The following is a 24,492-nucleotide window of genomic DNA, read 5'->3' as shown; positions in this document are numbered from 1 at the left end:
TGGAAAGGAGTCAACCGGACCCGTGACGGACGATGCGGCGCGTGCCGCAATCATCACTGAATGAGGAGGAGTTTATCATGAAATTCTATACGATCAAACTGCCGGGATTTCTGGGAGGATTCGTACGCGCTGTCATTGGCACTATCAAGAAAGATTAACAATAATATTATTATGTAAACTAAAAAGATGTATAAAAAAACGGGGTGACCTTTGCCAGGCATCCCGTTTCTTTTAAAACTGCGTTATATGAGTCAATTATACGCGTTGTACTTTGCCGGATTTAAGAGCACGGGCGGAAACATACACACGCTTTGGCTTTCCATCGACCATGATACGTACCTTCTGAACGTTCGCACCCCAGCGCCGTTTCGTGGCGTTGTTGGCGTGTGAACGATTGTGTCCTGTTTTCGGACCTTTTCCTGTTACACTACATTTGCGGGCCATGGACATGCACCTCCTTATCATCTTCGGTGTTGCTGTGCACAATGTCATTCATACTTTTACATTCTAGCACAAGGAATTCAGCTGTGCAATGAAAGATTACATCCTGGAAGGGAGGAGGCCGCAGCTGCTGTAAGGTTCACAAAGGGGGCCATGAATTACCGGCCGCATACAGGCACAGCATCGGCACTCTTCTTCTTCTCCTTTCAAAAAAGGAAGGAGTATAGTAAAATAACCTTAGCTTAGAGAAGGTGTACGAAAGGGAGGCTCTGCTATGACAATTGAAATGAATTCTCAGCTTGGTTCCATTGATGTTTCCAGGGAAGTGGTTTCCACTATTGCAGGAGGGGCTGCAGTGGACTGTTACGGCATCATCGGCATGGCTTCCCAGAAACAGATTAAAGACGGACTATCGGAGATGCTCGGAAAAGACAATTTTTCACGCGGCGTATTGATCCGTGAACTGGAAGACGGCATTCATATAGATATGTATATTATTGTGAGTTACGGAATCAAAATCTCTGAAGTGGCATACAACGTCCAGTCAAAGGTGAAGTATCAGCTTCAGCAGATGCTCGGTTTGACCGTGGACTCGGTAAATGTATACGTTCAGGGTGTAAGAGTAACTTCGAACCAGGCTTAGGAAGTGAGGAGGAGAAGACGTTGACGGACAGGAAAGTAAATGGAGAACAGCTGGCCTCGATGTTTCGGGAAGGGGCTGCTGTTCTCGGTGCCAATGTAAAAAAGGTGGATGCCTTGAACGTGTTTCCTGTACCCGACGGGGATACCGGCACGAACATGAACCTTACCATCACATCCGGTGTGAGAGAGGTTGATCAAAAAGAAAAACATCACGCCGGTAACGTGGCAAAGACTTTTTCCAAAGGTCTGCTGATGGGTGCACGGGGAAATTCGGGAGTTATTTTGTCACAGCTGTTCCGTGGTTTCTCAAAATCAGTGGAGAAAAAAGAGACCCTGACAGTCGAAGATTTAAAAAAGGCTCTTCAGGAAGGGGTGGACACCGCCTATAAAGCGGTGATGAAACCTGTTGAGGGAACGATTTTAACCGTAGCAAAAGATGCAGCGGATACAGAACCCGCTCATAACAGCGGCAGTCCCGCCGGCTGGATGGAAGCGGTGTGCCAAAATGCTGAAGTCTCGCTGGAGAAAACCCCGGAGTTGCTGCCGGTACTCAAAGAAGTCGGTGTTGTGGATTCCGGTGGTCAGGGACTCGTTTATATTTATCAAGGCATGATGCAGTCGCTTTCCGGCATCACATCGCAGCACGACACAGCGAACAACCCGCCGATGGATGAGCTCGTCAAGGTGGAGCATCATCAGAATGCTCAGTCTCATTTATCCTCAGAAGAGATAGAGTACGGGTACTGCACGGAACTGATGGTGAAGTTGAATAAGGAAAATGAAGCCGGACAATCTTTTAATGAGAACGCCTTTAAGCAGGAAATGACCCGCTGGGGGGATTCACTTCTGGTTGTCAGTGACGACGATCTTATAAAAGTACATATACATGCCGAGTATCCCGGCGAAGTGTTGTCAAAAGCACAGCGGTACGGCAGTCTTCTTCATGTTAAGATCGATAACATGAGAGAGCAGTATGAGGAATTGCACGGAGGCCGGGAAGAAGAAAATCCGGAACCGGAAGAAGCAGATGCCCCTGCCGGAGCACCTCCTGCACCGTTTGGGTTTGTCACCATTGCCGCAGGAGAGGGCGTTCAGGCGTTATTCCGCGGTCTCGGTGCCCAGGAAGTGGTCGCTGGCGGACAGACGATGAACCCAAGCACGGAAGATATTTTAAACGCTGTGACGAAAGTGGAAGCTGAAACGATTTTCATTCTTCCGAATAACGGCAATATCGTCATGTCGGCGGAACAGGCAGCAGAAGTGTCGGGGAAACATGTCCGGGTTATTCCGGCTAAAACGATACCACAGGGTCTGAGTGCAATGTTTGCGTTTTCAGAGGACGCTTCTCCGGAGGACAATGAAACAGCAATGAAGCAGGCTTTAAGCGAGGTAACAAGCGGTCAGGTTACGTATGCTGTAAGAGAAACAAAAATGGGCGGTCTTCACATCAATAAAGGCGATTACATGGGAATCGTTGAAAAAGATATTGCAACAGCAGGACCGGACCTTGAAACGGTAACGATAAATCTTTTACAGGAACTCTTAAACAAAGAAACTGAAATTGTCACGCTGATCCGCGGCGAAGGTGGAACAGAGGCGGTGGAAGAGGCCGTTTCTTCGTTTGTGGACGAGACGTATCCGGATGTGGAACTCGAAATTCACGACGGCGGTCAACCGCTTTATTCCTATATCATAGCCGTGGAATAGCCGCTGATACTACACAAAAAAGGCAGGGATGACGGGTGGGAAAAGTGAAAATCGTAACGGACAGCACCGCGGATATACCAGCGGAACTGCTTCAGAAATACCAGATCACGGTTATTCCGCTGAAAGTAATGATAGAAAACGAAACGTATCAGGATGGAGTGAATTTAACGCCGGAAGCGTTCTATAACAAGCTTGATATGATGAATAACGTACCCGCCACTTCACAGCCGACTCCTTATGAATTTGAAACGATGTATCAGCGGATCCGCGAAAAAGCCGGAGAGGATATATCGATTCTTTCCATCCATCTCTCCTCTGCCATGAGCGGCACCGTACAATCGGCAGTCCTGGCTGCAGACTCGGTGAAAGAGGAAGTGAACGTAGAGGTTGTGGACTCGCTGAAAGCTTCCTATGCGGTAGGTATTCTCGTTGTCGAGGCAGCAAAGCTTGCCGCAGACGGGGCGGGTATCGACGAATGCAGAAAAAGACTGGAAGAATATAAAAAGGAAACGAGTGTATATTTTCTCGTTGATACGCTTGAATACCTTCAGAAAAACGGAAGAATCGGCAAAGCCTCCGCTTTGATAGGATCGCTTCTGAAAATGAAACCTGTCCTGAGTTTGAACGGAGACGGAGAGGTGTACCCTTACCGTAAAGCCCGCGGAAAGAAGAAGGCGGTTGCGGTGATTCAGGAGGCACTTGAGCAGCAGTACGGAGAACGTCCGGTTCATATTGGAGTATCTCATGCTGATGCAAAAGATAGTGGCAATGAACTGCTGCAGGCCGCAGAAAGTGTACTCAACAGCCGTTCATCGACGTTGACGAAAATAGGAGCGGTCATCGGCTCGCATACGGGCAGAGGAACCATTTCGGTGGCAGTAACTCCGGCGGAATAAACGGAAGGACTGACCGGGAAAAGCGGAACCGGGACAGTCTTCTTTTTTTAGACAGGATATATACAGGAAAGGGGGAAGCCGCATGCATGAATCAGCATGTACGATGAACTGTTTCACAACCCGGAGCTTCCCGCATGAAGACAATGGATGAGAAACTGGAACAGCCGGCCGGCGTTCTTCACGGTATCGGGGAAGAAAAGGAAAAGGAGCTGCAGCAGCTTGGACTGTCAACTATCTATGATCTCCTGCATCATTTTCCTTACCGTTATGAAAATATGGAAGTGGAGCCGGTGGAAAAACTCCGCCACGGCGACCGTGCGACGATAGCCGGCATGATTCAGTCGGAACCGGCTGTGCGGTATTACGGAAGAAAAAAATCAAGATTGAGCGTTCGTATTCTGGTTGAAAATATTCTTGTCACCGCCGTCTTCTTTAATAGAGCTTTCCTGAAAAGCAGAATGAACAGCGGTGATATGCTCACCTTGACCGGCAAGTGGGACAAATACAAACTGACGATAACCGTTCAGGACGTTCAGTGGGGAAGTCCGGATCCGTCAAGGCAGCTGCAGCCTGTATATTCCGTCGGAGGCAGCATAACCGTGAAGAAGCTCACGCAGTGGATACAGCAGGCTCTTCAGGCTTTTGGAAATGATGTGGAGGAATTACTGCCGGAGACCCTGCTTTCCTCTTACCGTCTCCCGGCCCGAAGTGAAGCATTTCACATGATTCATATGCCGGCCGATAAAGAGAAGCTGAAGCAGGCAAGGCGCCGTTTTGTATATGAAGAACTCCTGACGTTTCAATTGAAAATGCAGACATTCAAAAGACAGGAACGATTGGCTTCGGCCGGAAACACTCATGAATTCAAGAAAGCGGAAGTGGAAACATTTCTGCAGACACTGCCGTTTCCGCTTACAGGTGCCCAGCGCCGGGTGATTGATGAAATCACAAAAGATATGCAGGATTCATTAAAAATGAACAGACTTCTCCAGGGCGACGTAGGTTCCGGCAAAACCGTTGTGGCTGCTGCTGCGATGTATGGCTGTCACCTTGCCGGAGGGCAGTCGGCGCTTATGGTTCCCACGGAAATACTGGCAGAACAGCATGCCGATGGCCTGCGGCAGTTGTATGCACAGACCGGATTGAGCGTCGTTTTGTTGACAGGATCGGTTAAGGGCCGCAAACGACGGGAGCGCAATACGGCCATATACGAAGGAGAAGCCGACATTGTAGTCGGCACGCATGCCTTAATTCAGGAAGATGTCCATTTTAAAAACCTTGGGCTTGTGATTACAGATGAACAGCACCGTTTCGGAGTGGAGCAGCGTAGAATTCTGCGGGATAAAGGGCATGAGCCGGATGTGCTGTTTATGACCGCGACGCCGATCCCAAGGACGCTTGCCATTTCTGTATTCGGCGATATGGACGTTTCCTCCATCGATGAACTGCCGGCGGGGCGAAAACCAATCCAGACATACTGGGTGAAGCATGGTATGCTTGAACGGATTCTAAGGTTTATCGATAAGCAGGTGAAGGAAGGGCGGCAGGCCTATGTTATCTGTCCGCTCATTGAAGAATCGGACATGCTTGATGTTCAGAATGCGATCGATGTTCACGCCCAGCTCCAGCAGTTTCTTGATTCCTGTCATGTCGGATTGATGCACGGACGTCTGTCTTCTGAGGAAAAAGAGCAGGTCATGCAGGCCTTTGCCGCAAACGAGATACAGGTGCTTGTATCGACGACTGTGGTGGAAGTCGGTGTCAACGTGCCGAATGCGTCTGTCATGCTTATCTATGACGCCGACCGGTTCGGTCTGTCCCAGCTTCATCAGCTCCGGGGCCGCATCGGGCGAGGGGAGTACCAGTCCTACTGCGTGTTGATGGCAGATCCAAAAGGCGAGAACGGTCAGGAACGAATGCGGATTATGCAGGAAACCGAAGACGGATTTACGCTTTCGGAAAAGGACCTGGAACTGCGGGGGCCGGGTGATTTCTTCGGCAGAAAACAGAGCGGGATGCCGGATTTTAAAATCGCTGATGTTGTTCATGACTACAGAGCACTTGAAACCGCCCGCCGTGATGCAGCCTCGTTAATCCAGAGCCGGTCGTTCTGGAATGACCAGCAGTATGCCGGACTTCGCTCTATACTCGAGGAGAGCGGCATCCTGGATGGGACCAAACTTGATTAAACATGCTTGAAAAAGAAAGACTGGAATTATATACTACTCTTAGTACCTAGTCATAGAAGCGGATGGTGTAGGAGTGAAACAAAATAAAAAAGAACGGCAGCGGCAGTTAAAGCAGATGCTCGAGACAGACCCGTTCCTGACAGATGAATCGCTGGCCGTACATTTTGAGGTGAGTGTCCAGACGATCAGACTGGACCGGCTGGAACTTTCCATCCCGGAATTAAGGGAACGGATCAAACATGTTGCCAGGGAAAGGCTTGATGAAGTACAGGCTCTGCCTTTGGAGGAAGTGATCGGCGAAATCGTTGATCTCAGGCTCGATAAAGAAGCGATTTCGATTCTCGATATTACAAAGGACCATGTTTTTTCAAGAACAAAGATCGCAAGAGGCCACTATTTGTTCGCGCAGGCTAATTCCCTTGCGGTTGCGATCATTAACGACGAATTGGCGTTGACAACGAAGGCGTCGGTTGATTTCAGCCGGCAGGTGAAGGAAGGGGAACGGGTTGCCGCAAGAGCAGTCGTTACCCGCTCAAAAGGTCATAAAACGTGGGTGGAAGTGACGAGCAGTGTTCAGCAGGAGCCTGTTTTTAAAGGTGAGTTTATCATGTATCGTTCCCACCGCTGAGTATAAGTGAAAAAGGAGACAATGTTCATGAAAATTGTCATCGATGCAATGGGAGGGGACTATTCCCCAAAAGCGCACGTTGCCGGTGCTATGGCAGCAGAACGGGCATTCGACGATGTGGAAATCATACTCGCAGGTCATGAAGAACAGATTAATGAGCATTTAACAAAAACGAAGCGTATTTCCGTTCTCCATACCGATGAGAAAATAGAGCCGGAGGATACGCCGACCAAAGCGGTGCGTAAAAAGAAAAATGCGTCGATGGTGCTCGCTCTCCGGGAAGTCCGGGAAGGACGGGCTGATGCGTGCATATCTTCCGGGAACACGGGGGCACTCATGACAGCAGGACTGCTCCATGTCGGCCGTATTGAAGGCATTGAACGGCCGGCGCTTGCGCCCATGCTGCCGACTCTGGACGGGGAAGGATTTCTGCTTCTTGATGTTGGAGCGAACGTCGATTCCAGGGCAGAACATCTTCTGCAGAATGCATTTATGGGATCGGCTTACATGGAAATGGTGAAGAAAGTCAACCAGCCACGCGTCGGGCTCGTGAATATCGGCACCGAAAAAGGCAAAGGCAACGAACTGTCCAAAGAAGCCTATGAGCTTCTGGAACAGGCTCCTCTCCATTTTGTCGGGAACGTCGAGGCGCGCGACCTGCTTGAAGGTGTCTGTGATGTAGCGGTTTGTGACGGATTCTCCGGCAACCTGATTTTAAAATCAATTGAGGGAACAGCCGGGTCGTTATTTTCCCTTTTAAAGAAAGAATTAACGAGTACCTGGTCAAATAAACTTGCAGCCGGCATGCTCCGCTCGAGTTTCAGTAATATCAAGGATAAAATGAGTTACTCGCATTACGGCGGAGCAGGGCTGTTCGGGCTGAATGCTCCAGTCATTAAAGCGCATGGGTCCTCAGACCACACGGCTGTTTTCCATGCTATACGCCAGGCACGGCAGATGGTGAATGAACAAGTAACAGATATTATGAAAAAGGAAGTCAAGCATCAGGAGGAATGGAAAAATGGGTAAAACTGCGTTCCTTTTTCCGGGGCAGGGTTCCCAGCACCCCGGCATGGCGAAAGCATTCTATGAACAAAACAACGATATAAAAGCGCTGATAGATGAAGCGGATCGCATTCTTGATTATCCGCTTTCGGGTTTGATGTTTGCAGGACCGGAAGATGAGCTGAAGAAAACAGAAAATGCCCAGCCGGCGTTATTAACGGCAGAAATGGCTTCGCTTGAGGCATTGAAGCAAAAAGGGATAAAGGCTGATTTTGCTGCCGGACACAGTCTCGGGGAATATACAGCACTCACGGCCGCGGGGGTCATATCTTACGAAAACGCCCTTCGTATCGTGAAACAGCGGGGGCTTTTCATGGAAGAAGCCGTTCCGGCAGGGGATGGTACCATGTCAGCTGTTATGGGACTGGAAAGGGAAACAGTGGAACGAATCTGTTCGGAGATTTCTTCTGCCGGCGGCATCGTACAGGCGGCCAATCTTAACGCCCCCGGCCAGATCGTTATTTCCGGAGACAAAGACGCTGTCGCGAAAGCGGAGGAAATGGCACAGCAGGAAAATGCAAAACGCGTGATCAGCCTTGAAGTAAGCGGACCTTTTCATTCCCGGATGATGGAACCGGCGCAGGAAAAACTAACGAGTGCCATCGAACCGATCACCTTCTCCGAACCGGCATTTCCGGTTCTGTCCAACGTCAATGCCATGGAAGAAACCGATCCGGCTCAGTTGAAACAGCATGTCATCGAACAGGTAACGTCGCCTGTGTACTGGGAGGATACAATACGCCGTCTGCTGGAGCTTGGAGTGGATACATTCATCGAAGCAGGTCCGGGGAATGTTCTCGGCGGGCTTGTGCGCCGGGTGCAGCGCAGAGGAGTAAACGTTTATTCCGCGCAGGATCCGGAGTCTGTTGAAAAAACAGCAGCAGCTTTAACATAAGGAGGAAACAACATGCTTAAAGGAAAAACCGCCCTGGTGACCGGTGCTTCCAGAGGTATCGGCAAAGCCATAGCCCTGGAACTTGCTTCCAGTGGTGCTGACGTTGCCATCAATTATTCCGGCAGTGCCCAGAAGGCAGAAGAGGTCGCTGCGGCGTGCAGAGATCAGGGAGTGAAAGCTTTTTCTGTTCAGGCGGATGTCGCTGTTGAAGAAGATGTGAAAGCGATGATAAAAAAAGTGACCGAACAATTCGGACAGCTGGATATTCTGATTAACAACGCCGGTATCACGCGTGATAACCTTTTGATGCGTATGAAAGAAGAGGACTGGGATGCTGTGCTTGATACGAATCTAAAAGGCGTCTATCATTGTGCCAAGGGAGCGTCCCGGCAGATGATGAAACAACGTTCCGGAAAAATTGTCAATGTTTCATCCGTAGTCGGTGTGATGGGCAATGCAGGGCAGGCCAATTATTCAGCGGCAAAAGCAGGAGTTCTCGGCCTGACGAAAAGTCTGGCAAAAGAATTTGCTCCCCGCAATATCCAGGTGAACGCTGTGGCCCCGGGCTTTATTGAAACAGAAATGACCGAACAGCTGGATGACACAACACAGGAGTCGCTGCTTCAGAACATTCCTCTCGGAAGGCTCGGCGAAGCCGCAGAAGTGGCACGGGCTGTACGTTTTCTGGCATCGGCGGATGCTGATTATATTACCGGTCAGACCCTGCAGATCGATGGCGGAATGATTATGCATTAATCTTTCCTGTCTGTAAGATGGCATTTTTGTATGTTATCTTCTATAATGGCGGCAGGCATCAATTATTTAAAGGAGGTGAAGAAAATGGCCGAAAACACGTTGGAGCGTGTCAAAAAGATTGTAGCTGAACGTCTGGATGTAGAAGAATCAGATATCACCCGGGAAGCTTCATTTAAAGACGATCTTGGAGCTGACTCCCTGGATGTGGTCGAGCTTGTCATGGAACTGGAAGATGAGTTTGATCTGGAGATTTCCGATGAAGAAGCGGAGAAAATTGTAAGTGTTGCTGATGTTGTGAACTACATAGATGGTCAGCAATAAGCGGCACAGCCGGAGCCGCTGAAAAAAACTTTGGAAAAGCGGCTCCATGGCTTTGCAGCCGGTAAGGCAAGGATCGATTAAACGGAGGACGATATGGGACAGAGTACAGACAAAAAGAACCATGGATCCCGTTCAAAGAAAACAAAGAAACTGGTGTTGACGGAAAAACACCGCCGGAATCTTTACCAGACACTGGAACGTCTTGGTTTGACTTTTTCGGATGAGAAACTGCTTATTCAGGCTTTCACCCATTCATCCTATGTGAATGAGCATCGGATTCGTTCGGTCTATGACAACGAACGACTGGAATTTTTAGGAGATGCGGTGCTTGAATTGTCGGTATCGCAGCATCTGTTTAAACGATTTTCCACGATGAGTGAGGGGGAAATGACGAAATTACGTGCCGCTATTGTCTGTGAGGCATCACTTGCCAATTTGGCCGAAGAGCTGGCATTCGGCGAACTTGTCTTTCTCGGCAAAGGAGAAGAGATGACTGGTGGGCGCAACCGCCCGGCTCTCCTTGCGGACGTATTTGAAGCATTCACCGGAGCCCTGTATCTCGATCAGGGAATGGACGCCGTGTACACTTTTTTGGAACAGACGGTGTATCCCAAAATCGACGACGGTGCTTTTTCGCATATGATGGATTTTAAAAGCCAGCTTCAGGAACATCTGCAAAAAGATAGGCACGGAACGATTCATTATGAAATTAAAAACGAGATCGGTCCGGCTCACAGCAGAGAGTTCATTTCGGCTGTCTATCTGAATGAAGACTTTTTAGGTGAAGGAAGAGGCCGTTCGAAAAAAGAAGCGGAACAACACGCTGCCCAGCAGGCTCTCTCCAGACTGGATCCGGATAAAAAGAAAGAAGACTGAAAAAGGCTGCCCCAGATACGTGGGACAGCCCTTTTTTTAGGTTTTTTTAATACGGCCGAGTTCGGAGATGATCGCGTCCATTTCACTGACGCTTACGTTTTTTTTGGATTCAATCATATCATACATTTCTTTTATCTCGTCATAGTGGCTGATATCAAAATTGCCCGGTTCGAATGCGGAAGCATTCACAACCTGCAGTTTTTTTCCGATTTCATCCACCATAAAGTTAAGGTTTTCTTCTGTCGGCTGTTCAAGACCCAAAAGATCCTCCCCCTTCTATGTTGTGGTTGTATGCTGCTCATTTTATTGTATCGATTCATTGGAAAAAGAGCAAATACCTTTTGACGAACCTTATGCACACTTTCGTATTATGGTAAAATAGGAAAGTGTTCTTTTCCTGTTATGAAAGGAACTCAAAGAATGATGACAACCAGGAGGAGGACACCTGATACGATGTTCCTCAAACGAATAGAAATTAAAGGATTCAAATCGTTTGCCGAAGCGATGAACATAGAGTTTGTACCCGGTGTAAACGCAGTTGTGGGGCCTAATGGAAGCGGGAAAAGCAATGTGTCCGACGCCATCCGCTGGGTACTTGGCGAACAGTCGGCCCGCTCCCTGCGGGGAGCAAAGATGGAAGATATCATTTTTGCCGGCAGTGACACAAGAAAGCCGATGAACGTATCCGAAGTCACGCTCGTACTGGAGAATGATGATCAGTATCTGGATCTTGAATACCATGAGGTCAGCGTCACCCGGAAATTATACCGTACCGGGGACAGTGAATATTTAATCAACCGGCAGTCCTGCCGGCGAAAGGATATTGTGGAGCTGTTTATGGATTCTGGAATGGGGAAAGAAGCTTTTTCCATCATCGGGCAGGGCCGGGTGGAAGAAGTACTCTCCAGTAAACCGGAGGAACGGCGCGCCATTTTTGAAGAAGCGGCAGGAGTATCCAAATACAAGCAGCGCAAAAACCAGGCGGAAAAGAAGTTAAATGAAACAGAAGATAACCTGAACCGGGTGGAAGACATTCTGCATGAACTCGAAAATCAGGTGGAACCGCTGAAAGAACAGGCATCGATGGCGAAGGACTATCTGGCAAAAAAAGAAGAGCTTGAAGAGAAGGACATCGCTCTGACTGCGGCTGAAATACAGCAGAAGCATCAAAGATGGAGTACGCTTCAGGACACCATCGGCCATCTTGAGGAGCAGCAGAAGAAGACGGACAGTCTCGTCAATGAGCAGGAACAAAAACGATCGGAAGCTGAAAAAAAAGCAGAAGAGATTGATGACACCATCAGCCGGATTCAAAACGATCTTGTCAACGTCAGCGAACGTCTCGAAAAAGAAGAAGGACGCAGACGGGTGCTTGAAGAACGGGGGAAGAACGCCGGCGAAAAAAAAGAAGAGTGGGAAAAACGCTGCCGGGAGTTAAGAGAGAAAAGGGAACAATCCCGAAAAGAATGGGAAAACCAGGTTCGTATCATGAAAGAAAGCACCCGCCGCTATCAGTCGCTGGAACAGAATTATACATCCATTCAGGAAGAATGGAAGACATACAAGGAAAGCCGCCGGGAAGAAATTGAATCACTAAAAAGCGAATACATTGAGCGGTTGAACGAGCAGGCAGCCGTGCGTAACGAAGAGAAATACCTTGAAGAGCAGAAAAAGCAGCTGCAGCACAAACACGGATCCCTGGCACAAGAAAATCAGGAGTATGTAAAAGAACGCAGTCAGGCTGAAAAGCTCGTGGAAAACGCCCGCGTGAAAAAAGACAATGCGGCAGGAGATCATGAACAGGAAAAAGAAACGTGGAAACAACTGCAGGAAACATGGAAAGAACAAAGTGAATCGGTTGAACGGCTCGAACAGAAACTGTATGAAGCCTACCGCCATGTGGACCAGACGCGTTCCAGAATTCATGTGCTTGAAGAAATGGAAGCAGACTATTCCGGTTTTTACCAGGGAGTAAGGGAAGTATTAAAGGCCGGGAAAGACACATTGACCGGTGTCGTGGGCGCAGTGGCAGAACTTATTGATGTACCGAAATCATATACGCTGGCGGTGGAAACAGCGCTTGGCGGAGCACTTCAGAACGTCGTCACAAAGACGGAAGAAGACGCAAGAAAAGCGATACAGCTCCTGAAAACACGGCAGAAAGGAAGGGCAACCATCCTTCCGGCAGAAGTTATCCGCCCGCGCCGCTTATCTTCTGATTTTCAGAACAAACTGCAGTCTGCCGATGGATTTATAACGACTGCTTCCGAGGCTGTACATGTAGATGAAGCCTACCGGCATATCATCGACCACCTTCTGGGACAGGTTGTTCTGGCTGAATCGCTTGAAGCAGCGAACCAGATGGCCCGCCTTACCGGATATAAGGTGCGCATTGTGACCCTTGATGGTAATGTTGTTAATCCCGGTGGTTCGATGACCGGCGGCAGCACAGGCAAAAACAGCAGTCAGATTCTTGCCAGGCAGAACGAACTGGAAGAGCTGAGAGAAAAGCATCAGGACATGCAGGCTAAGACCGAAACACTGGAAGGAAAAGTAAGGAGGGAAAAGCAGAACCGGGATGAAACAGCGGCGGAGCTGGAAGAAAGCCGCAGGCGTGGAGAAGAAGCAAGAGATGCACTTGAAAAGGCCAAAGAAGAGCTGACCGGAGCTGAGGCGGACCTTGAAAAAGCCAACTCCAAGCTGTCGATGTACGATAAAGAGTCCTCTTCTCTGGAAGATGAGCAGGAGCGCCTGCAATCCCGTGAAAAAGTGTTGATGGAAAATAAAGAGAGTGTTGCAGAAAAGCTGCGGGTGCTCGATGAGCAGATTGAACAACTGGAAAAACAGGAAAAAGAGCGCGGTGAAAAGCTGGAGCAGCTGAAAGAACAGGAAACAGACATTAAAGTTAAATTAGCCGGGGCCAAAGAATCTGCTGCTAATGACGAAACAGAGGAAAAGCGTTTAAAAAAACAGTGGGAGGAAGAATCCGCCCAGTTGGAAAAGCTGGAACATGATATAGCTGTGCTTGAAGAGCAGATGTCTTCCATGGAGGGGGACGAAGATGTGGAAACCGGCATCGAAAAGCTGCGAGGGGAAAAAGAATCACTTTCCAACGAGATGGCACGGCTGCGCCGGGACAGAGTGGAAGCAGGCGACGATGCACAGCAGCGGAAATCACGCATCCAGCAGCTGAACCATGACCGCAGCGAAAAACAACAGGAACTGCAGGATCACCAGATTGAGCTGAACCGTCTGGATGTAGAACTCGATACAAGGCTTGAACATCTGCAGGAAAACTATGAAATAAGTTTTGAACGGGCAAGAGATCGATACCCTCTGACCGAAGATCTCGAAGAAACCCGCAAACGGATCAAACTGGTGAAAATGGGAATCGATGAACTGGGGAACGTCAACCTTGGAGCGATTGATGAATATGAGCGGGTGCACGAACGTGTTACGTTTCTCCAGGAACAGCAGGAAGACCTGCAGCAGGCCAGGAATTCGCTCAAAGAAGTGATACAGGAAATGGATGACGAAATGAAACGTCGGTTTTCCGAAACGTTTGAAGCGATACGTTACCATTTCCGCTACACGTTTCAGGAACTGTTCGGCGGAGGCGAAGCTGATCTTGAGCTCACAGATCCCGACCATCTTCTTCATACCGGTGTAGATATTGCCGCACGTCCGCCGGGAAAGAAACGTCAGAACCTGTCGCTCCTGTCGGGAGGGGAAAAGGCGTTGACCGCCATCGCTCTGCTTTTTTCAATAGTCAAAGAAAAACCCGTCCCCTTCTGTGTGCTCGATGAAGTGGAAGCAGCGCTGGATGAAGCAAATCTGTCCCGTTTTGCCAAATACCTGCGCACGTTCAGTGAAACCACCCAGTTCATTGTGATCAGCCACCGCAAAGCGACGATGGAAGAAGCAGATGTGCTGTACGGCATTACGATGGAAGAGTCAGGGGTATCGAGAATGGTATCGGTCAAAATGGAAGAAGCCGGTGAATTGGTGGAATCCGCTGCACCATAATTGCAAAGGACAAAAGGAGGTAGAATCTGCAGAATACTGCAGGCACAGCTATGGGATTTTTTGAAAAACTTAAAAACAAAGTAACGCAGCAGACAGACACTGTAACGGAAAAATTCAAAGAAGGACTGACAAAAACGAGAGATTCCTTTGCCGAGCAGATGAATGAATTATTTGCGCAGTACAGAACGGTTGATGAGGAATTTTTCGAAGAACTGGAAGAGATTCTGATCGGAGCGGATGCGGGTGTATCGACCGTGATGGAACTGATCGATGAACTAAAAGAAGAAGCCAGACGGCGCAACATCAAGGATTCGAGAAACATAGCGCCGCTTATCACCGAGAAACTGGCTGACAAGCTGGATAGAACCGGCGGCGATGCTTCTTTGAACATGCAGCAGGATGAGATGACCGTGATTTTGTTTGTCGGCGTGAACGGCGTCGGCAAAACAACAACCATCGGGAAGATGGCCCACTCTTTTAAAGAAGAAGGAAAAAAAGTAGTAATGGCTGCCGGTGATACGTTCCGTGCCGGTGCCATTGAGCAGCTGGACGTTTGGGGTGAGCGGGTTGGTGTGGACGTTGTAAAACAGCAGGCCGGATCGGACCCTGCAGCGGTGATGTACGATGCCATCCAGTCCGCCCGTTCCAGAAACGCAGACGTATTATTGTGTGATACCGCGGGCAGACTGCAGAACAAAGTCAATCTTATGAAAGAACTGGAAAAAGTGAAACGTGTTATTTCACGCGAAATACCGGGTGCCCCGCATGAAGTACTGCTCGTGCTTGATGCTACAACCGGACAGAATGCCATGAGCCAGGCGAAGACATTCCAGGAAGCAACGGATGTAAGCGGAATTGCGCTTACAAAACTGGATGGCACTGCCAAAGGCGGTATTGTCCTGGCGATTCGGAACGAACTTGATATTCCGGTGAAGCTGGTGGGACTCGGGGAAAAAATGGATGATATGCAGCCGTTTGACGCCGAACAGTTCGTATACGGGCTTTTCCGCGAACTTGTAGAGGAGCAGGCGGAAGAATCATCGTAAAGGTTTTGTCTTGACAGCACAAAAAGTCTTTAGTAGGCTTATGTGTGTATGTGAAGGATACAGGCTTAACAAAAGGGTGGGACTTATGCTGGAAAAAACGGTGCGGATGAACGCATTGTTTGACTTTTATCAACCCTTGTTAACGGCAAAACAGCAAAAATACCTGGAGCTCTATTATCTGGATGATTATTCGCTCGGCGAAATTTCGGAACGATATGATGTGAGCCGCCAGGCGGTGTATGATAATATCAAACGAACCGAAGTCATGCTGGAAGAATATGAGGAAAAGCTTGGTCTCTATCGTAAATATGAGCGGCGGATGTCCTTTTACCGGGAGCTCCGGCAGTATGCCGGCAGCCACGCTTCTCCTTCCCAAGAGATGCTGGATGCGATAGAGGCGCTGGAAAAACTCGAGGAGGAGGGGGCGATGTAATGGCGTTTGAAGGGTTGGCGGAACGACTCCAGTCCACGTTCGATAAGATGAAGGGACGTGGAAAAGTATCGGAGGCCGACGTCAAAGAAATGATGCGGGAAGTGCGTCTGGCCCTCCTGGAAGCGGACGTAAACTTCAAGGTCGTCAAAAAATTTGTAAATGATGTAAAAGAACGTGCGGTAGGACAGGAAGTGATGAAAAGCCTGACTCCCGGCCAGCAGGTAATCAAGGTCGTCAATGAAGAGCTGACGACTCTTATGGGCGGGGAAGAAAGTAAAATCGCAGCGTCGCGTAAGCCTCCTACCGTTGTTATGCTCGCCGGCCTTCAGGGTGCCGGGAAAACAACGACAGTGGCCAAAGTGGCCAACCACCTCCGGAAGCATCACAACCGCAAACCGCTCCTGGCCGCGGCTGATATCTATCGTCCGGCTGCGATTGACCAGCTCGAAACACTTGGGAAACAGCTGGACATGCCCGTCTATTCCAAAGGGACGGAAGCATCGCCTGTAGACATTGCAAAAGGTGCGGTGGAAGAGGCGAAGGAAGCAAACTGCGATTATGTGCTGATCGACACCGCGGGTCGTCTGCACGTGGATGAAGAACTGATGGATGAACTGCAGCAGGTAAGAGAAGCGGTTCAGCCCGAAGAGATTCTGCTCGTTATTGATTCCATGACAGGGCAGGACGCCGTGAATGTAGCGGAAAGCTTCCATGAACAGCTTGGGGTGACAGGAGCCATTCTCACCAAACTGGACGGCGATACCCGCGGCGGTGCTGCTCTTTCTGTCCGGGAAGTAACCGGCGTTCCGATTAAATTTGCCGGAACAGGCGAAAAGATAGATGAAATCGATGTATTCCACCCGGAACGCATGGCATCCCGTATTCTGGGAATGGGGGACATGCTCTCCCTGATTGAAAAAGCAGAAACCAGTGTGGACGATGAACGCGCCAAGGAACTCCAGAAAAAGATGAAGTCAGCCGACCTCACTTTCGATGATTTTCTGGAACAGCTGGAGCAGGTGCGTAACATGGGACCTCTTGATGATTTGCTGCAGATGATGCCCGGTGCAAACAAAAAGGCCATGAAAAATATTCAGGTGGATGAAAGTCAGATCGGACGGGTGGAAGCAATCGTCCGTTCCATGACAACCCATGAGAAAGAAAATCCATCTGTAATGAATGCAAGCAGAAAGCGCCGCATTGCAAAAGGCAGCGGTACAACGATCCAGGATGTCAATCGTCTGCTTAAACAGTTTGAGGACATGAAGAAGATGATGAAACAGATGACCGGCGGTAATCAAAAAGGCAAGAAAAAGGGTAAAGGCGGAATGCAGCTTCCTTTTCTACAGTGAAAAGGAAAAACCCTTTACAGGGAATTTCAGTCCTATTATAATGATTTATTGTGTTAAAAATATTTGGAGGTGACTGCAAATGGCAGTTAAAATCAGACTTAAACGTATGGGAGCAAAAAAATCACCATTTTATCGTCTCGTAGTGGCCGATTCCCGCGCTCCGCGCGACGGCCGTTTTATTGAAGAAATCGGAACGTACAATCCACTTAAGGACCCGGCAGAGGTCAGCATCAACGGTGAAAAAGCTGTTCAGTGGATGCTCGACGGCGCTCAGCCTTCCGATACAGTCCGGAACCTCTTTTCAAGAGAAGGCCTGATGGAGCGTCTTCATAACGAGAAAAACGGAAAGTAAAAAGCGCTGTCTGCTGCCCGATTATGGAGAAAGGCGGGAAAATCTGTGAAACAATTGGTTCAAACAATGGCCCGTCCGCTCGTTGACTTTCCGGATGAGATGGAAGTAACAGAGCGCCGGGAAGGAGAAATTCTCGTTCTGACATTAACGGTGCACGAAAGTGACATGGGAAAAGTGATCGGAAAGCAGGGTGGAACGGCTAATGCCATGCGCTCCATTCTGCAGGCCGGTGCTTCCCATCAACAGGAGCGCGTTCGATTGGATATTATCGAATAGGAAAAAAGGCAGGGATTGCGGATCCTTGCCTTTTTTAAAAAGATTGAACGGAGTACAATACCGGCTGTTCAGGACGCTTGCGCTTTTTCTGCAGAAGCGGGCGGCCGGCAGGAGACCGGTTTCTTTACTATCCGGATGCAGGCCGCTTCATCATTTGTTCCCAACCGAGGTGAATCATGCGCATCATAAAAAAGGCCGCTGTAAAACACGTACTGACGGAGAAAATGCGGGAAACCATGATTTCTGATTTTCACCGGGATCAAAAGCAGCTCAACAAAGAAATAGAACAGCTCCGGTTTCAGATGCAGAAACAATCGAAATCTGCAGATACCGGATGGAAGAAAACAGAAATCAAAGATCGATATGATAAGGAAATCGAAAAACGGAAAGAAAAAAAGCAGCGTTCTGAATTTCAGCTGTCACAACTTGAACAACTGCCTCTGGGAACCGAGATAGGATCCAAAGAAGTGGATGTAATCGAAGAGGTGGCCGAAGGAGATGAATGGCCGTCCCAGAATCAGGAGATCATCATTCAGGACGGTATCGTTACACAGATAAGGAATAAAAGATCGGATGATGAGAATGGAATGGTTTAATGTTGGAAAAATTGTAAACACCCATGGAATAAAAGGAGAATGGAAAGTATATCCCATTACCGACTTTGAAGAAGAACGGTTTGCTCAGGGAATGATCCTCTACCTTTCAAAAGGCAGCATGGAACGCATGCCGGTTACCGTGTCGCATTCCCGCCGGCATAAGCAGCACCGGCTTCTGACGGTGGAGGAAATTTCCTCTGTGGAAGAGGCCGAAACCTGGCGGGATGCTGTACTTCAAATACCCGAGACAGAACTCACAGAACTTCACGAAGATGAATTTTATTACTATGAAATCATCGGCTGCCGGGTTTACGCGGAGGAAGGAACGTTCCTCGGTGAGGTAAAAGAAGTGCAGTCGCCGGGGGCCAACGACGTCTGGGTGGTTGAGGCGGCCGGAGGCGGCAGTGATATTCTCATTCCTTACATTGATGATATTGTCAAACGGGTGGACGTGAAGGAAAAAACCGTTATCATTCATGTGATGGAGGGTCTGCTGCCGTGATGAGAATGGATTTTTTAACGCTTTTTCCCGACATGTTCCCAGGTGTTCTCCAGTCGTCCATGCTGAAACAGGCTCAGGAGAAGCAGGCTGTATCTTATCACGTTCATAACATCCGTGATTTTTCAGAGAATAAGCATCGCAAAACGGATGATTACCCTTACGGCGGAGGGGCTGGGATGGTTCTCACACCGCAGCCGGTTTTTGATGCAGCTGCTTTTGCCGGAGAGAAACGGGAGAAAACAGCGCGGATTATTCTGCTCTGTCCGCAGGGAGCACCTTTTACCCAGAAAGATGCAGAAGATCTGGCTGGGGAGGAACAGCTGATTTTTATATGCGGTCATTATGAGGGGTACGATGAGCGGATACGCACGCATCTGGTTACCGATGAGTACTCCATCGGTGATTTTATCATGACGGGCGGGGAGCTTGGTGCCATGGCCCTGGCCGACAGCGTCACGCGGCTTCTTCCCGGGGTGCTTGGAAACAACGAATCAGCGGCGGCGGATTCCTTTTCCGAACCTCTGCTTGAGCACCCTCATTACACCAGACCTGCCGATTTCAGGGGGTTGAAAGTACCGGATGTGCTATTGTCCGGGCATCACAAAAACATTGAAACGTGGCGCCGGGAGCAGGCACTGCACAGAACACGGGAAAGACGCCCTGATCTGCTGGAGAGAAACGATCTGCATTCTTTCCGGAAAGAAGACGAAAAAAACCGTTGAACAGGAACTTTCGCTGTGATAGGATATAATTTGTGGTGAAAGCCGCTTACTACGATGTTCCGCTGCCGGCCGGCACGGCATGAGCATTCGAGAGAAGGAGGCAATGAAAATGCAGGAACTGATTCGTGAAATCACGAAAGACCAGCTTAAAACCGATCTTCCGAATTTCCGTCCGGGAGATACTGTACGGGTGCACGCGAAAGTCGTGGAAGGCTCCCGTGAACGTATCCAGGTGTTCCAGGGCGTAGTTATTAAACGCCGCGGAGGCGGAATCAGTGAAACGTTCACCGTACGTAAGGTATCTTACGGTATTGGTGTAGAACGTACATTTCCGGTTCACTCCCCGCGTATTGACAAGATCGAAGTGAAGCGCCGCGGCAGAGTACGTCAGGCGAGACTTTACTATCTCCGCAATCTGCGTGGAAAAGCTGCCCGCATCAAAGAAATTCGATAAGAATCCAGAGGACTGCCACGGCAAATGCGCCGTAGCAGTCTTTTTTTAGAAGATAGAAATAGAACGTTTGTGGACAGGCTGTCAGGAAGATGGACAGGAAAGGAGAACAGCCATGACGATTCAATGGTATCCGGGTCATATGGAAAAAGCGAAACGCCAGGTGACGGAGCAGTTAAAACGGGTGGACGCGGCGGTGGAACTGGTGGATGCAAGAATCCCTTTTTCATCGCGGAATCCCATGCTTGATAACATACTGCAGGACAAGCCGCGTATCGTCGTTCTTACAAAGAGCGACATGGCCGATCCCGATGTAAGTGCACAGTGGCTCCGTTTTTATGAACAGCAGGGGGCTGAAGCGCTGACATTGAATGCTCTCCAAAGTAAAGGGGCAAAACCGGTTGTAGACAAAGCAGAAAAGGTAACGGCGCCGATTTTTGACAAAATGAAACGAAAAGGGATTCGGCCGCGCGCCATCCGTGCCATGATACTCGGGATTCCCAATGTGGGGAAATCAACGGTTATCAACCGGCTTGTCGGAAAGAAAACGGCAAAGACCGGGGATAAACCGGGGATAACAAAAGCACAGCAGTGGCTGAAAGTAGGAAATAAAATGGAACTCTTGGATACGCCGGGTATTCTATGGCCTAAGTTTGAAGATCAGATGGTAGGATACAGGCTTGCAGCGACTGGTGCTATAAAAGATGAGCGGCTGGATATGGAAGATATCGCTCTTTATTTGACGGGGCTTTTGAAAGAACGTTATCCGTCAGCATTAATGGAGCGGTACCGGCTGGAAGAACTGCCTGCTGACGACCGTGCTCTGTTTATAGAGATAGGGAAAAAAAGAGGATGTCTGCAGGCGGGCGGTTACGTGGATGAAGAACAGTGCGCCGCTTTGATACTTCGTGAATTCAGGGATGGAAAACTCGGACGTCTGTCGCTTGAAACACCGGCGGATCATGAGGAAAAAAAGGAGCCGGATGACTCTTCGAAATCAGGCGGACCGTCCGATATTAATAGTAGAGATGAGGAAACAGGTCCATGAAAAAGTTAAGCATTTCCGAAGTCAGATATTATCTATTCGAGGAGAGTCCGGAAGAGGAGTGGCTGGATATGCTCCGCCGGGACGAGAGAAAAGGTGTCCGGCAGCTCATCAGCCGCTACGACAGGCAGAAAGAAAAGCAGAGGGCACAGGAGTCCGCCTTTCTGGATTCTTTATTCTTTGAAAACCAGTACAGGGAAAAAGGATTCACTGCTGCAGCGGGAGTGGATGAAGTTGGAAGGGGGCCTCTTGCGGGTCCGGTGACTGCAGCTGCTGCGATCCTGCCGGAGAACTGCTTTCTTCCGGGACTCACGGATTCAAAGAAACTGAAAAAAGAGGAACGCGAATATTTTTACGAAAAGCTGAAAGCAGAATCTGTCTATCACATCGTTCATATTCCGGCAGAAGTGATCGATGACATCAACATATACCAGGCTTCCAGGAAAGCCATGAAGCAGGCGGTCGAAGGGCTTCAGACAAAAGCGGATATGCTGCTCGTTGATGCGGTTACCATTTCCACGAACCTTCCGCAGCTCCCGTTGACAAAAGGGGACGAAAGAAGTGCCTCCATTGCCGCTGCGTCAGTGCTTGCGAAAGTGGAGCGCGACCGGTACATGTCGGAACTCACGCAGCAGTATCCAGCATACGGCTTTGATACAAATATGGGGTACGGGACGGCTCAGCACCTTGCTGCTTTGGACCGGATGGGTCCCACTCCGGAACATCGGCGCAGCTTTGCCCCGGTACGGGAAAGAATTCAGAAATAAGAAACAGGGTGGAACGTTATGGATCCTCTACAGTTGCAGGCATCATCTTTAACCAAAAGCAGCACGTCACGGCAGACGGCTCTGTCTCTTCCGAAGGGTCAGGTTTTTGAGGGAGAAATCGTCAAACTGTTTCCCAATCAGACGGCGGCTCTTCGTCTGGGGGGGATGACTGTAACGGCAAGGGTGGAAGCGGCGTTGAACGCCGGACAGAGATATTTTTTCCAAGTTCGTCAGAATGACGGCATCCCAAGACTTCAGGTCCTCGAAGCTGATCAGCAGGCATTAAAAAGCACTTCCGCAGATCAGGGCAATGCTGCGAAAGTGCTCCAGGCCCTCGGTCTGGAAGAAAATAAGGCCAATCTTTCGATGATCCGGCACTTTCAGTCAGAACAGCTGCCATTCTCCAGAGATATGATTCGTCAGGGAGCTGTCCTTTTGAAACAGGCGGGCGCGATGAACCAGGAAGGTGTGCAGCTGCTTTCAGCTATGAATCAGAAGGGATTTCCGCTCACGCAGGAGACGTTCCAGAGTCTTTATCAGGCCGAACACGGAAAACCGCTGAGCGCACAGCTTCAGCAGCTGCAGAACAGTCTTCAGCAGCTTCAGACGAGCGGTTTTTCCGACAGCCGGGCTGCGGCAATGTCAAACCTTGCTCGGACGCTGCAGGAAACGCTGTCGGCCGGAACGATGAACCTGGCAGGCCGCACGGATCAACCGAATCAGCTGGCGCGTCTTTTCCAGCTCGCCGGGGCAGAGGAGGCCCCTGGGTCTGTCCGGAGCGGAGCAGTGTCGCTTTTGCAGAAAGCAGGTGTTGTACCTGCTGGAATGGATACGGAGGAAGGATTTGCTGCTTTCAAACAGACCATTCTTAAGCCGGAAAACCAGACAGCGGTGCAGCAGGTTTGGCCGGAGACGGGCGCAGGCAGCAGTGGCAGAAAACTTGCTTCCATGGAACCCTCAGAGCTGTTTCAGACGTTAATGACCAGATTCACTCCGGCCGAAGGAGAAGCCGGCAGACAGCAACTGCAGCAACTGCTGTCGCTGCTGCAGCAGGCAGGCGGCCGGTCCCACGGAGTACAGACTTCGCAAGATCAGCTGCAGCAAATGATGCAGACCATGCTCGCACGGGCATCAGGAACCGCGGAAAATCAGGCACTTACCGTCCTGCTGCAGGGTTCTTTTGCCAATGACCGAACGAGTGGAGCGCAAGGTTTTTCGCAGACAGCGGGGCAGCTGACCCAACTTCTGCAGCAGCTTGGACTTCACCATGAATCCGGGATAGCCCGGCAGCCGGCATCTTCAGGAAATACGCCGGAACACATGAACGCGGATAACCTGAAACAGTCCCTCCTGCAGAACATGGCTTCTCTCCCCCAACCGGTGCGTGATCATGCCGAGACGCTGCTTCATAAAATTTCCGGGCAGCAGCTTCTTTCACAGGAACAGCAGGGTCAGTATCAGCAGACAGCTGTGCAGGTTCCGCTGTCTCTTGCCGGTTTTCATACCGATTTGTCTATTCAGTGGGAAGGAAAAAGGCAGGAGGATGGCAGCCTTCATCCAGATCACTGCCGCATTCTATTTTATCTGGAAATGGAGCATCTGGGTGAAACTGTTGCGGACGTTCAGATTCAAAACCGCAGTGTAACGGTACATGTGTACAATGAAACAGAGAAGCCGGAGAAACTGATGGAACTGCTTCAGCCCTATCTTGAGAAACGGCTGGAAGAACAGAATTATACCTTGAACGCCGTTCACTGGAAATCGTCAGATGAAGAACAAAATGTATATAAAACTCCAACCGCATCCTACAGCGGCTGGGAAGGAGTGGATGTACGTATATGAGTGGTAACCAGCATCCGCGCCGATCAGCGGTGGCGCTTGGCTATCAGGCGCAGTCGGAACAGGCACCAAGTGTGAAAGCGAAAGGCAGAGGACTTATTGCTGAAGAAATTATCGAACGAGCGAGGGAAAACAATATCCCTGTACAGGAAGACCCTTCCCTTGTGGAGCTTCTCTCGCAGCTTGAAATTAATCAATCGATCCCCCCTGAATTATACGAAGTCGTTGCGGAAGTGTTCGCCTTTTTATACCGCGTTGATCAGCATTCTTCATCATAGAATCAGGATAAAACGGGCACCTTACAGGTAAAAAGGAGCCTGTGATGAAACGAAGACGCCAAAAAGACAAAAAACGCTCTTACAAAGTGGAAGCCGGACAGGAGCTCGGCTATTTTCGAAGCACTTCCGAAACCGATTCTTTGTCCCTGTTAAAAGAATTTTGGAAAAAACTAATGAAAAAAGCGCGTGGACGATGAAGATCCCAACATTATTCACCTTGAATTATTTCAGGTCCCGGAGGCTGTGCCACCGGGATTTTTTAATCATTCCGGTAAAAAAGTGACAGCGCTTGACGACAAAATCGAGCCGAATTGTTGAATTTACCGGTTTTTTTTTATACGATAATAAGTGCGTGCGAAGCAATGGCCTGCTGATACAGCCTGCGCCTGGC

28 protein-coding genes are annotated in these 24,492 nt (G+C 49.4%); 26 read left to right on the top strand and 2 right to left on the bottom strand.

The features are described 5' to 3' along the window. Positions 1-41 precede the first annotated feature (41 nt). Positions 42-158, top strand: coding sequence for a stage V sporulation protein SpoVM (spoVM, locus tag ACFSUB_RS05165; protein WP_380712119.1), 117 nt, complete (start codon positions 42-44; stop codon positions 156-158). A gap of 97 nt (positions 159-255) precedes the next feature. Here the strand turns inward: spoVM and rpmB are convergent, their stop codons facing one another. After that, on the bottom strand, positions 256-444 hold the full coding sequence (rpmB, locus tag ACFSUB_RS05160) for a 50S ribosomal protein L28 (RefSeq protein WP_380712118.1): 189 nt from the start codon (positions 442-444) through the stop codon (positions 256-258). Positions 445-715: 271 nt separating this feature from the next. On the opposite strand from rpmB, the gene ACFSUB_RS05155 reads away from it, so the two are divergent. The 10 genes from ACFSUB_RS05155 to rnc all read left to right on the top strand — a co-directional run bounded on the left by ACFSUB_RS05155 (position 716) and on the right by rnc (position 10,416). Continuing rightward, positions 716-1,084, top strand: coding sequence for an Asp23/Gls24 family envelope stress response protein (locus ACFSUB_RS05155; protein WP_090927849.1), 369 nt, complete (start codon positions 716-718; stop codon positions 1,082-1,084). A 20-nt stretch (positions 1,085-1,104) separates the two neighbouring features. Next, on the top strand, positions 1,105-2,790 hold the full coding sequence (locus tag ACFSUB_RS05150) for a DAK2 domain-containing protein (protein WP_380712117.1): 1,686 nt from the start codon (positions 1,105-1,107) through the stop codon (positions 2,788-2,790). Between the two features lie 44 nt (positions 2,791-2,834). Continuing rightward, positions 2,835-3,686, top strand: a complete 852-nt coding sequence (locus ACFSUB_RS05145; RefSeq protein WP_380712116.1) for a DegV family protein — start codon at positions 2,835-2,837, stop codon at positions 3,684-3,686. A 143-nt stretch (positions 3,687-3,829) separates the two neighbouring features. Next, the gene (gene recG, locus ACFSUB_RS05140) at positions 3,830-5,875 is read left to right on the top strand and encodes an ATP-dependent DNA helicase RecG (RefSeq protein ID WP_380713180.1); all 2,046 of its coding nucleotides are present in this window, start codon (positions 3,830-3,832) and stop codon (positions 5,873-5,875) included. A 115-nt stretch (positions 5,876-5,990) separates the two neighbouring features. Further along, positions 5,991-6,503 carry a transcription factor FapR gene (fapR, locus tag ACFSUB_RS05135; protein WP_380713179.1) on the top strand — a complete coding sequence of 171 codons (513 nt, stop codon included), beginning with the start codon at positions 5,991-5,993 and terminating at the stop codon, positions 6,501-6,503. A 27-nt stretch (positions 6,504-6,530) separates the two neighbouring features. Continuing rightward, positions 6,531-7,532, top strand: coding sequence for a phosphate acyltransferase PlsX (plsX, locus tag ACFSUB_RS05130; RefSeq protein WP_380712115.1), 1,002 nt, complete (start codon positions 6,531-6,533; stop codon positions 7,530-7,532). Continuing rightward, entirely contained in the window at positions 7,525-8,463 is a 939-nt protein-coding gene (gene fabD / locus ACFSUB_RS05125) for an ACP S-malonyltransferase (protein ID WP_380712114.1), read from the top strand. The genes plsX and fabD overlap by 8 nt, the downstream gene beginning before the upstream one ends. A 12-nt stretch (positions 8,464-8,475) precedes the next feature. Continuing rightward, entirely contained in the window at positions 8,476-9,219 is a 744-nt protein-coding gene (fabG, locus tag ACFSUB_RS05120; RefSeq protein ID WP_380712113.1) for a 3-oxoacyl-[acyl-carrier-protein] reductase, read from the top strand. Between the two features lie 84 nt (positions 9,220-9,303). Further along, a complete protein-coding gene (gene acpP / locus ACFSUB_RS05115) occupies positions 9,304-9,540 on the top strand; it encodes an acyl carrier protein (protein ID WP_090927864.1) in 237 nt (78 codons plus the stop codon). Between the two features lie 93 nt (positions 9,541-9,633). Further along, positions 9,634-10,416, top strand: a complete 783-nt coding sequence (gene rnc, locus ACFSUB_RS05110; protein WP_380712112.1) for a ribonuclease III — start codon at positions 9,634-9,636, stop codon at positions 10,414-10,416. Positions 10,417-10,452: 36 nt separating this feature from the next. Here the strand turns inward: rnc and ACFSUB_RS05105 are convergent, their stop codons facing one another. Beyond that, positions 10,453-10,677 carry a DUF1128 domain-containing protein gene (locus ACFSUB_RS05105; RefSeq protein WP_380712111.1) on the bottom strand — a complete coding sequence of 75 codons (225 nt, stop codon included), beginning with the start codon at positions 10,675-10,677 and terminating at the stop codon, positions 10,453-10,455. A 192-nt stretch (positions 10,678-10,869) separates the two neighbouring features. On the opposite strand from ACFSUB_RS05105, the gene smc reads away from it, so the two are divergent. From smc to ACFSUB_RS05030, 15 genes are all read left to right on the top strand, one after another. Next, positions 10,870-14,442: a chromosome segregation protein SMC gene (smc, locus tag ACFSUB_RS05100; protein ID WP_380712110.1), complete on the top strand. Its 3,573-nt coding sequence runs from the start codon at positions 10,870-10,872 to the stop codon at positions 14,440-14,442. Positions 14,443-14,492: 50 nt separating this feature from the next. Next, entirely contained in the window at positions 14,493-15,488 is a 996-nt protein-coding gene (gene ftsY, locus ACFSUB_RS05095; RefSeq protein ID WP_380712109.1) for a signal recognition particle-docking protein FtsY, read from the top strand. Positions 15,489-15,573: 85 nt separating this feature from the next. Then, positions 15,574-15,921 (top strand): putative DNA-binding protein, encoded by a 348-nt coding sequence (locus tag ACFSUB_RS05090; RefSeq protein WP_380712107.1) that lies wholly within the window; start codon positions 15,574-15,576, stop codon positions 15,919-15,921. Then, positions 15,921-17,273 carry a signal recognition particle protein gene (ffh, locus tag ACFSUB_RS05085; protein ID WP_380712105.1) on the top strand — a complete coding sequence of 451 codons (1,353 nt, stop codon included), beginning with the start codon at positions 15,921-15,923 and terminating at the stop codon, positions 17,271-17,273. The genes ACFSUB_RS05090 and ffh overlap by 1 nt, the downstream gene beginning before the upstream one ends. Positions 17,274-17,352: 79 nt before the next feature. After that, positions 17,353-17,625, top strand: coding sequence for a 30S ribosomal protein S16 (gene rpsP, locus ACFSUB_RS05080; protein WP_090927878.1), 273 nt, complete (start codon positions 17,353-17,355; stop codon positions 17,623-17,625). Positions 17,626-17,670: 45 nt separating this feature from the next. Then, complete coding sequence (locus ACFSUB_RS05075; protein WP_380712103.1) at positions 17,671-17,901, top strand: KH domain-containing protein; 231 nt, start codon at positions 17,671-17,673, stop codon at positions 17,899-17,901. 176 nt (positions 17,902-18,077) lie between these two features. Further along, positions 18,078-18,497: a YlqD family protein gene (locus ACFSUB_RS05070; RefSeq protein ID WP_380712102.1), complete on the top strand. Its 420-nt coding sequence runs from the start codon at positions 18,078-18,080 to the stop codon at positions 18,495-18,497. After that, on the top strand, positions 18,478-18,999 hold the full coding sequence (gene rimM / locus ACFSUB_RS05065) for a ribosome maturation factor RimM (protein WP_380713178.1): 522 nt from the start codon (positions 18,478-18,480) through the stop codon (positions 18,997-18,999). Before ACFSUB_RS05070 ends, rimM begins: the two co-directional genes overlap by 20 nt. Next, on the top strand, positions 18,999-19,721 hold the full coding sequence (gene trmD, locus ACFSUB_RS05060; RefSeq protein ID WP_380713177.1) for a tRNA (guanosine(37)-N1)-methyltransferase TrmD: 723 nt from the start codon (positions 18,999-19,001) through the stop codon (positions 19,719-19,721). The genes rimM and trmD overlap by 1 nt, the downstream gene beginning before the upstream one ends. Positions 19,722-19,830: 109 nt before the next feature. After that, positions 19,831-20,175 (top strand): 50S ribosomal protein L19, encoded by a 345-nt coding sequence (gene rplS, locus ACFSUB_RS05055; protein WP_380712101.1) that lies wholly within the window; start codon positions 19,831-19,833, stop codon positions 20,173-20,175. A 112-nt stretch (positions 20,176-20,287) separates the two neighbouring features. After that, complete coding sequence (ylqF, locus tag ACFSUB_RS05050) at positions 20,288-21,220, top strand: ribosome biogenesis GTPase YlqF (RefSeq protein ID WP_380712100.1); 933 nt, start codon at positions 20,288-20,290, stop codon at positions 21,218-21,220. Then, positions 21,217-21,984, top strand: coding sequence for a ribonuclease HII (locus tag ACFSUB_RS05045; RefSeq protein ID WP_380712099.1), 768 nt, complete (start codon positions 21,217-21,219; stop codon positions 21,982-21,984). Before ylqF ends, ACFSUB_RS05045 begins: the two co-directional genes overlap by 4 nt. Positions 21,985-22,002: 18 nt before the next feature. Further along, positions 22,003-23,826 (top strand): hypothetical protein, encoded by a 1,824-nt coding sequence (locus tag ACFSUB_RS05040; RefSeq protein ID WP_380712098.1) that lies wholly within the window; start codon positions 22,003-22,005, stop codon positions 23,824-23,826. After that, positions 23,823-24,101: an EscU/YscU/HrcU family type III secretion system export apparatus switch protein gene (locus ACFSUB_RS05035; protein WP_380712097.1), complete on the top strand. Its 279-nt coding sequence runs from the start codon at positions 23,823-23,825 to the stop codon at positions 24,099-24,101. Before ACFSUB_RS05040 ends, ACFSUB_RS05035 begins: the two co-directional genes overlap by 4 nt. 44 nt (positions 24,102-24,145) lie before the next feature. Beyond that, the gene (locus ACFSUB_RS05030) at positions 24,146-24,298 is read left to right on the top strand and encodes a hypothetical protein (RefSeq protein ID WP_380712096.1); all 153 of its coding nucleotides are present in this window, start codon (positions 24,146-24,148) and stop codon (positions 24,296-24,298) included. Positions 24,299-24,492 lie beyond the last annotated feature (194 nt).

This window comes from Salibacterium lacus, assembly GCF_042684865.1.
Lineage (GTDB): Bacteria > Bacillota > Bacilli > Bacillales > Marinococcaceae > Salibacterium > Salibacterium lacus.
The sequence above is the reverse complement of the archived record's forward strand: the minus strand, read 5'-3'. Positions and strand labels throughout refer to the sequence as shown.